Origin of the sequence: Actinomycetospora termitidis, assembly GCF_030286555.1 — a bacterium.
Classification (GTDB): domain Bacteria; phylum Actinomycetota; class Actinomycetes; order Mycobacteriales; family Pseudonocardiaceae; genus Actinomycetospora; species Actinomycetospora termitidis.
Genome location: NZ_JASVWF010000002.1, coordinates 1114831 through 1123387, shown reverse-complemented (window position 1 = coordinate 1123387; position 8557 = coordinate 1114831). Strand labels below are relative to the sequence as shown.

The 8557-nt window shown below is 74.2% G+C and carries 8 protein-coding genes; all 8 read right to left on the bottom strand.

All coding sequences use genetic code 11. The features are described 5' to 3' along the window. Positions 1 to 316 precede the first annotated feature (316 nt). From tyrS to argJ, 8 genes are read right to left on the bottom strand one after another with little or no spacing between them, the layout of a single operon-like run. Positions 317 to 1594, bottom strand: coding sequence for a tyrosine--tRNA ligase (gene tyrS / locus QRT03_RS13400; protein WP_286053328.1), 1278 nt, complete (start codon positions 1592 to 1594; stop codon positions 317 to 319). A 26-nt stretch (positions 1595 to 1620) separates the two neighbouring features. Next, on the bottom strand, positions 1621 to 2250 hold the full coding sequence (locus tag QRT03_RS13395; protein WP_286053327.1) for a DNA-3-methyladenine glycosylase: 630 nt from the start codon (positions 2248 to 2250) through the stop codon (positions 1621 to 1623). Next, positions 2247 to 3677 (bottom strand): argininosuccinate lyase, encoded by a 1431-nt coding sequence (gene argH, locus QRT03_RS13390; protein ID WP_286053325.1) that lies wholly within the window; start codon positions 3675 to 3677, stop codon positions 2247 to 2249. The genes QRT03_RS13395 and argH overlap by 4 nt, the downstream gene beginning before the upstream one ends. Further along, positions 3674 to 4285 carry an arginine repressor gene (locus tag QRT03_RS13385; RefSeq protein ID WP_286053324.1) on the bottom strand — a complete coding sequence of 204 codons (612 nt, stop codon included), beginning with the start codon at positions 4283 to 4285 and terminating at the stop codon, positions 3674 to 3676. Before QRT03_RS13385 ends, argH begins: the two co-directional genes overlap by 4 nt. Further along, positions 4282 to 5268 (bottom strand): ornithine carbamoyltransferase, encoded by a 987-nt coding sequence (argF, locus tag QRT03_RS13380; RefSeq protein ID WP_286053367.1) that lies wholly within the window; start codon positions 5266 to 5268, stop codon positions 4282 to 4284. The genes QRT03_RS13385 and argF overlap by 4 nt, the downstream gene beginning before the upstream one ends. 11 nt (positions 5269 to 5279) lie before the next feature. Continuing rightward, positions 5280 to 6491: an acetylornithine transaminase gene (locus QRT03_RS13375; RefSeq protein WP_286053323.1), complete on the bottom strand. Its 1212-nt coding sequence runs from the start codon at positions 6489 to 6491 to the stop codon at positions 5280 to 5282. Next, positions 6488 to 7396, bottom strand: coding sequence for an acetylglutamate kinase (gene argB, locus QRT03_RS13370; RefSeq protein ID WP_286053322.1), 909 nt, complete (start codon positions 7394 to 7396; stop codon positions 6488 to 6490). Before argB ends, QRT03_RS13375 begins: the two co-directional genes overlap by 4 nt. Further along, complete coding sequence (gene argJ, locus QRT03_RS13365; RefSeq protein WP_286053321.1) at positions 7393 to 8553, bottom strand: bifunctional glutamate N-acetyltransferase/amino-acid acetyltransferase ArgJ; 1161 nt, start codon at positions 8551 to 8553, stop codon at positions 7393 to 7395. Before argJ ends, argB begins: the two co-directional genes overlap by 4 nt. Positions 8554 to 8557 lie beyond the last annotated feature (4 nt).

Sequence of the window (8557 nt, the reverse complement as noted above, 5' to 3'; positions counted from 1 at the left end):
AACAAACCCCAACACAAAGCTGGGGCCAGAACACAAAACGTCAGCACACTGTTGAGTTCTCAAAGGACGACCACACGAACCCGCAACCACCCACCCAGGAGTGGCGCACCGCTCGGTGACTCAGTTCGACTCCGACCCTACCAGACCGGCTGGAGGGCAACCTCTCGAACCTATCCCGCCCCCAGACCCCGGGGCAACCCCTCCGGCCTGGCGACATGGAGAACTTTACACACCCCGCGAGGCCCGTGTTCAGGGGGGTCCCGTTCGGGCGTCACCGCAGGTCGGGCGGCGTTTCCCGCCCGACCCACGGCCGACATCAGGTCGACACGAGCTCCACGCCCGCCGTCGTCCGCTTCCCGCGGCGCACCACGAGCCAGCGGCCGTGCAGCAGGTCGGCCTCCCCCGGCGTCCAGTCCTCCGCGTCGACCTTGGCGTTGTTCACGTAGGCCCCACCCTCGGCGACGGTCCGCCGGGCGGCGCCGCGGCCCGTGGCCAGACCGGTGCCGACGAGCAGGTCGACGATCGTCGGGTTGTCGGTCCGCGGCAGCGTCGTCGACGGGACCTCGGCGAGGGCGGCCGCGAGCGTCGGGGCGTCCAGGGCTCGCAGCTCGCCCCGCCCGAACAGGGCCTGGCTCGCGGCCTGGACCCGACCGAGCTCCGCGGCCCCGTGCACGAGCGTCGTCACCGACTCGGCCAGGGCGCGTTGCGCGGCACGCACCTGGGGCTTCTCCACGGTCTGGCGCTCGAGGTCCTCGATCTCCTCGCGCGGCAGCCACGTGAAGGCCCGTAGGTACTCCCCCACCTTGGCGTCCTCGGCGTTGATCCAGAACTGGTAGAAGGCGTAGGGGCTCGTCAGCGAGGCGTCGAGCCACACCGTGCCGCCCTCGGTCTTGCCGAACTTCGACCCGTCGGCCTTGGTGATCAGCGGGGTGCCGAGCGCGTGCACGGACCGACCCTCGACGCGGTGGATCAGGTCGATGCCCGCCGTCAGGTTCCCCCACTGGTCGCTGCCCCCGGTCTGCATCGTGCAGCCGTAGCGGCGGAACAGCTCGAGGAAGTCGTAGGACTGCAGGATCTGGTAGGAGAACTCGGCGTAGCTGATGCCCTCGTCGGACTCCATCCGCCGGCTCACCGCCTCCTTGGCGAGCATGCGCCCGACGCGGAAGTGCTTGCCGAGGTCACGCAGGAAGTCCAGGGCCGAGACGCCCTCGGTCCAGTCGAGGTTGTTGACCAGCAGCGCGGCGTTGTCCCCGGTGAACTCGAGGAACGGCCGGAGCTGCTGCCCGATCTTCTCCACCCAGCCGGCGACGACCTCGCGGTCGTTGAGCGTCCGCTCGGCCGTCGGCTTCGGGTCGCCGATGAGACCGGTCGCGCCACCCACCAGCGCGATCGGTCGGTGGCCGGCCTGCTGGAAGCGCGCGAGGGTCAGCCACTGCAGCAGGTGGCCGATGTGGGCGCTCGGCGCCGTCGGGTCGATGCCCGAATAGAGGGTGACCGTGCCGGCGTCCAGGTCGCGGCGCAGCGCGTCGAGGTCGGTGCTCTGGGCGATCAGCCCTCGCCAGGCGAGGTCGTCGAGGATGTGCGGTGCGGTCACGGGTCCATTGTGGCCGGTCGGCCCCGCTACCAGTCGGGACCGTCCGGGCGGGCGCGCCCCGCCTTGTACGGCGTCACCGCCGACGACCCGTCCACCCACAGGCGCCACGGCCGTTCCTGGCCGACGGCCACCCCGACCCGGGGCCCCCGGCGCACGGCCTCGTCGGGCACCGCCGTGCCGCGCTCGAGCCGGACGGGGGCCTGCGGGTCGAGGACGTCGACGCCGTTGTGCTCCCGCGCGAGGCCGAGCAGCGTGCACAGTCGCGCCGGCCCCTTCGCCAGCTCCGCGTCCCGCCCGCGCGCCGTGGGCCGTCGGACGTGGGCGAGGGACCGGTCGGAGAGCACCTCCCCCGCGCGCACCAGGACGGCCCCGGGGCGCCCGTCGTCGAGAGCGACGACGTTCGCGCAGAAGTGCATCCCGTAGACGAAGTAGACGTAGAGATGACCGGCCGGACCCCACATGACGTCGTTGCGCGGGGTGCGCCCGCGGTAGCAGTGCGAGCCGGGGTCGTCCTCGCCGCGGTACGCCTCGACCTCGACCAGGCGGACCCGGACATCTCCCTCGGGCGTGTCCGCGACGAGCTCGCACCCGAGCAGGAACCGCGCGGCGTCGAGCGGGTCGACGGCCAGCTCGGAGCGGGCCGGAACCGACGTCACCGTCGGTCGATCGGCCGGCCGGCCCACGCGCGCGCCTCGATCACGGCCCCCACGATGCGGTCGTACTGTTCGGCGACCCGCTTCGGCGCGGTTCCCCCGTGGGCGTCCCGCGAGGCGATCGATCCCTCGACGGTCAGCACCGTGCGGACGTCCGGGGTGAGCGCGGGGTCGCAGCCGGCGAGCTCGTCGTCGGTCAGCTCGTCCAGGCCGACACCGCGGCCCTCGGCGGCCCGGACGCAGGCCCCGGCGGCCTCGTGGGCACGTCGGAACGGCACGCCCTGGCGCACCAGCCACTCGGCGATGTCGGTGGCGAGGCTGAACCCCGCCGGAGCCAGCTCGGCCAGCCGGTCGGTGTGGATCGTCAGGGTGCGGATCATCCCGGCCATCGCCGGCAGCACCATGGCGAGCTGCGCCGCCGAGTCGAACAGCGGCTCCTTGTCCTCCTGCAGGTCGCGGTTGTAGGCGAGCGGCAGCGCCTTGAGCGTCGTCAGGAGACCGGCGAGGTTCCCGACGAGGCGTCCGGCCTTCCCGCGGGCCAGCTCGGCGACGTCGGGGTTCTTCTTCTGCGGCATGATCGACGACCCGGTGGACCACGCGTCGTCGAGCGTCACGTACCCGAACTCCGCGGTCGCCCAGAGGATCGTCTCCTCGGCCATCCGGGAGAGGTCGACGGCGACCATGGCCAGGACGAACGCGCCCTCGGCGGCAAGGTCGCGGGAGGCGGTGCCGTCGATCGAGTTGTCGACCGCGTCGCGGAACCCGAGGTCGCGGGCGACCGCCGCCGGGTCGAGACCGAGCGAGGTGCCGGCCAGGGCCCCCGAGCCGTACGGCGAGAGCCCGAGACGCCGGTCGAGGTCGCGGCAGCGCTCGACATCGCGCAGGAGGGCCTGGGCGTGGGCACCGAGGTGGTGGGCGAGCAGCACCGGCTGGGCGTGCTGGAGGTGGGTGCGGCCGGGCATGACCGCGTCGGGGTGGGTCCGCCCCTGCACGACGAGCGCGTCCACCACGTCGCAGACCCCGCGCGCGATCTCACGGAGCCGGTCGCGCAGCCACATCCGCAGCTGCGTCGCGATCTGGTCGTTGCGGGACCGGCCGGCGCGCAGCTTGCCGCCGAGCTCCGGACCGACACGCTCGATGAGCCCCCGCTCGAGCGCGGTGTGTACGTCCTCGTCGGACTCCGCGGCGACGAAGGCCCCGTCCTCGACGTCACGCTCGAGACGGGCGAGCCCGTCGAGCATGCCGGTGAGCTCCTCGTCGTCGAGAAGCCCCGCGTGGTGCAGCACGCGGGCGTGTGCCCGCGATCCCGCGAGGTCGTAGGGAGCGAGCACCCAGTCGAACTGGGTCGACTTCGACAGGGCCGCCATGACCGCGTCCGGTCCCGAGGAGAACCGTCCGCCCCAGAGCGCCCCGCCCGTTCCCGCCGTCACCGAAGGTCCTCCCCGTCGTCCTGGTGTGTGCGTCGTGCTGCGGGCCGCCCGCCCAGGCCGCTGAGCAGGCCGGCGAGGCCGGCCCCGTCGAGCGGCTCGCGGGCGACCACGACCACGGTGTCGTCCCCCGCGATCGTGCCAACGACCTCGGACAGCGCCGCCCGGTCCAGCGCGCTCGCCAGGTAGTGCGCCCCGCCCGGCGGGGTCCGGAGCACCGCCAGGTTGCCCGAGTGGTCCACCGAGACCAGCAGCTCCGCGAGCAGCCGGGACAGTCTGTCGGTACCCCCGGTGACCCCCCGCACCGGGCTGCCGTCGTCGGGGACCACGTAGCGCCCGGCGCCGCCGTCGGCGCCGCGCAGCTTCACCGCACCGAGCTCGTCGAGGTCGCGGGACAGGGTCGCCTGCGTGGCGTCCACGCCCTCCCGGCCGAGCATCGCGGCGAGCTCGCTCTGGCTGTGCACCTCGCGGGTGCTGATCAGCTCGACGATGCGGGCCTGGCGGGAGGCGCGGCTGGTGACCGGGCGCAGCCGCTCCAGCCGTTCCCGCGCGAGCCGGGGGTCGGGCACCGCCTCGGGCTCGGCGCCGAGGGCCTCGTCCGCCGGGGTCATCGCCCGAGGAGCCAGGTCAGCAGGGCCTTCTGGGCGTGCAGGCGGTTCTCCGCCTCGTCCCACACCGCGGACGTCGGGCCGTCGAGGAGCTCCGCGGTGATCTCGTCGCCCCGGTGCGCGGGCAGGCAGTGCAGCACGGTCGCGTCGGCCGCCGCGCCCGCCAGCAGCTCGTCGTCGATGCGGCAGGGCCGGAACGGCGCGACGCGGTCCAGCCCGTCGTCCTCCTGCCCCATCGAGGTCCAGGTGTCGGTGACGAGGACGTGGGCCCCCGCGGCGGCGTCGAGCGCCGCGGGCCGCCCGTCCACCACGACAGCCGCCGCCGAGCCGCCGGTCTCCACCGCCCGCGACCGGGCGTCCGCCAGCACGGTCGGGTCGGGGTGGAAGCCGTCCGGGGAGGCGACCCGCACGTGCATCCCGGCGGTGACGCCACCGAGCAGCAGGGAGTGCGCCATGTTGTTCGCCCCGTCGCCCAGGTAGGTCAGCGTGAGCCCGGCGGTACGGCCGTGCCGTTCGACGACGGTCTGCAGGTCGGCGAGGACCTGGCAGGGGTGGAAGCCGTCGGTGAGCGCGTTGACGACGGGCACGCTCGCGTGCGCGGCCATCTCCCGGATGCGCTCGTCGGCCCCGGTGCGCCAGACGATGGCGTCGACGTAGCGGGACAGCACCCGCGCCGTGTCCGCGATGGTCTCGCCCCGCCCGAACTGGGCGTCCCGGCCGTCGATCATCACCGGGGTGCCGCCGAGGGCGGCGATGCCGACCTGGAACGAGACCCGCGTCCGCGTCGAGGGCTTGTCGAAGATGACCGCGACGGCCCGCGGGCCGGCGAGGGGGCGGTGCCCGAACGGGTCGGCCTTGATCGTGGCCGCGAGCTCGAGGACCTCGGCCTGCTCGGCGGGCGAGAGGTCGTCGTCGCGCAGCAGGTGGCGTGGCGCCCGGCGTCCGGACGGGACGCCGCCCGTGGTGGTCCCGCCGGAGGTGGACAGGGACGGGGCCGTCACGACGTCCCCTCCGCCCGGGCGGCACCACGCGTGAGGACGTCGGGCAGGGCCGCGAGGAAGCCCTCCACCTGGTCGTCGGTGACGACGGCGGGCGGGGCGAGCCGCAGCCGGCCCGGGACGGCCCCGTTGATCAGGAAGCCGGACTCGAGGGCAGCGGCGGTGACCTGCGGCGAGGCCGGGGTGGTCAGGGCGACGCCGATCAGCAGGCCGGCCGCGTCGACGTGGTCGACCAGCGGGTGGTCGAGGCCCTCGATCCGCGTCCCGAGGTCCTTGCCGAGCGTGTCGGCTCGGTCGAGCAGTCCCTCCCGGACGATCGTGTCGAGGACGGCCAGCGCGGCGGCACAGCACACCGGGTTGCCCCCGAAGGTCGTGCCGTGCTGGCCCGCCCCGAGCAGCTCGGCGGCGGAACCGATGCCGATGCAGGCGCCGAGCGGGAGGCCGCCGCCGAGGCCCTTCGCCAGCGTCACGACGTCGGGGACGACGCCCGCGCGCTGGTGGGCGAACCAGACCCCGGTGCGCCCGATGCCGGTCTGCACCTCGTCGACGACGAGCAGGGCGCCGGCGTCCGAGGTGATCTCGCGGGCCGCCTGGAGGTAGCCCTCGGGCGGGATGACGACGCCCGCCTCGCCCTGGATCGGCTCGAGGACGACCGCCGCGGTGTCGCCGTCCACCGCGGCCCGCAGCGCCTCGGCGTCGCCGTAGGGCACGAACTCCACCCCGGGCGGCATCGGCTCGAACGGCTCGCGCTTGGCGGGCTGGCCGGTCATCGCGAGGGCGCCCATCGTCCGGCCGTGGAACCCGCCCTCGGCGGCGACGATCTTCGGCCGACCGGTCCGCCGGGCGATCTTGAAGGCCGCCTCGTTGGCCTCCGCGCCGGAGTTGCACATCAGCACCCGGCCGTCGGTCACCCCGAGCAGCTCCAGCAGGCGCTCGCCGAGCTCGACGGTGCGCGGGTTGATCACGAGATTCGAGGTGTGGCCGAGGGTGGCGACCTGCCGGGTCACCGCCTCGACCACGGCGGGGTGCGCGTGGCCGAGCAGGTTGACCGCGATCCCGCCGAGCAGGTCGAGGTACTCGCGACCGTCGGTGTCCCAGACGCGGGCGCCCTCGCCCCGGACGAGGTCGATCGGCGGGGTGCCGTAGTTCCCCATCATCGTCTCCGACCAGCGGCGGCGGAGGTCCTCACCGGTGGGTGCTGACGTGGTCATGCGGGACCTCCTCCGGGTTCCTCGGCGGGGACGACCATCGTCCCGACGCCCTTGCTGGTGAAGACCTCGAGCAGGACCGAGTGCGCCACCCGGCCGTCGATGACGTGCGCGCGGGGCACGCCGCCCAGGACCGCCCGCAGGCAGGCCTCCATCTTGGGGATCATGCCGCTCGCGAGACCGGGCAGGAGCCCGGCGAGCTCGTCCGCACCGATCTCGGTGCGGAGGCTCGCGCGGTCGGGCCAGTCGGTGTAGAGCCCCTCGACGTCGGTGAGGACGACGAGCTTGCGGGCTCCCAGGGCGACCGCGAGTGCCCCCGCGGCGGTGTCGGCGTTCACGTTGTGCACGACGCCGTCGATGTCGGGGGCGACCGTGGAGATCACCGGGATGCGGCCGCCGGCGACGAGGTCGAGCACGGCCGCGGGGTTGACGGCGACGACGTCGCCGACCAGACCGACGTCGACCTGCTCGCCGTCGACGGTGGCGGTGCGCCGCGCGGCCGTGAACAGTTGCGCGTCCTCACCGGACATCCCGACCGCGAGGGGCCCGTGGGCGTTGACCAGGCCGACGAGCTCCCGGCCGACCTGCCCCACGAGCACCATCCGGACGACGTCCATCGTCTCCGGCGTGGTCACCCGCAGCCCGCCGCGGAACTCGCCCTCCATGCCGAGCCGCTCGAGCATGGCGGAGATCTGGGGACCGCCGCCGTGCACGACGACCGGACGGATCCCGGCGAGGCGCAGGAACACCATGTCCTCGGCGAAGGCGCGGCGCAGCTCGTCGTCGACCATCGCGTTGCCGCCGTACTTGACGACGACGATCGCGTCCTGGAACTCCCGCAGCCACGGCAGCGCCTCGGCCAGCACGGCCGCCTTGCCCTGGGCCTCCTCGTGCGACGTCGCGGTCATGTCGAGTACGCGCTGTTCTCTTCGACGTAGGCGTGCGACAGGTCGGTGGTCAGCACGGTCGCGGTCCCGGTGCCCAGACCGAGATCGACCTCGACCTCGACGTCCCGCCCGGTGAGGTCGGCCTTCGACCGGTCGCCCACCGCCGCGGCGGCGGCACAGAGCAGCACCCCGTTGACGGTGACCGACAGCGTCTCCGGCTCCACCCGGGCGTCGCTGGCGCCGATCGCGGCCGCGATCCGGCCCCAGTTCGGGTCGGAGCCGAACAGCGCGGTCTTCACCAGGCTGTCGCGGGCGACCGCGCGGGCCCCCACGAGCGCCTCGGCGTCGGTGGACGCGCCCGTCACGGTCACGACGATGCGCTTGGTGACCCCCTCGGCGTCGGCCTGCAGCCCGCGGGCGAGCTCGGCGCACACCTCGCGCAGCTCGCCGGTGAAGGTCCCCTCGTCGGGCGTCACGCCGGAGGATCCGGACGCCAGCAGGATCACCGTGTCGTTCGTGCTGGTCGACCCGTCGATGTCGAGCCGGTCGAAGGTCACGGATGTGGCCGCGCGGAGGGCGCGATCGGCGACCTCGGCGTCGAGCGCGGCGTCGGTGGTGACGACGACGAGCATGGTCGCGAGGCTCGGCGCCATCATCCCGGCGCCCTTCGCGAACCCGCCGACCGTCCAGCCGTCGCGCGTCCGGGCCGCCTGCTTGTCGACGGTGTCGGTGGTGAGGACGGCGGTGGCGGCCGAGGTCCCGGCGGCCTCGTCGTCGCCGAGCCCGGTCGCCGCCTCGTCGACCCCGGCGAGCAGGGAGTCGATGGGGAGCCGCTCGCCGATCAGCCCGGTCGAGCAGACCGCGACCTCGATCGCCCCGCACCCGAGGACCTCGGCGACCTTCTCGGCGGTGCGGTGGGTGTCGCCGAACCCGTCGGGGCCGGTGCAGGCGTTCGCGCCCCCCGAGTTCAGCACGACCGCGCGCAGGGAGCGCTCGCGCAGCACCTGCTGGGACCACAGCACGGGGGCGGCCTTGACCTGGTTGCGGGTGAAGACCCCGGCCGCGGTGGTCGACGGGCCGTCGTTGACCACCAGGGCGAGATCGGGGCGGTCGCCGTGGGCGCGCAGCCCGGCGCGGACGCCGGTGGCCCGGAAGCCGGCGGCGGCGGTGACGCTCACGGCG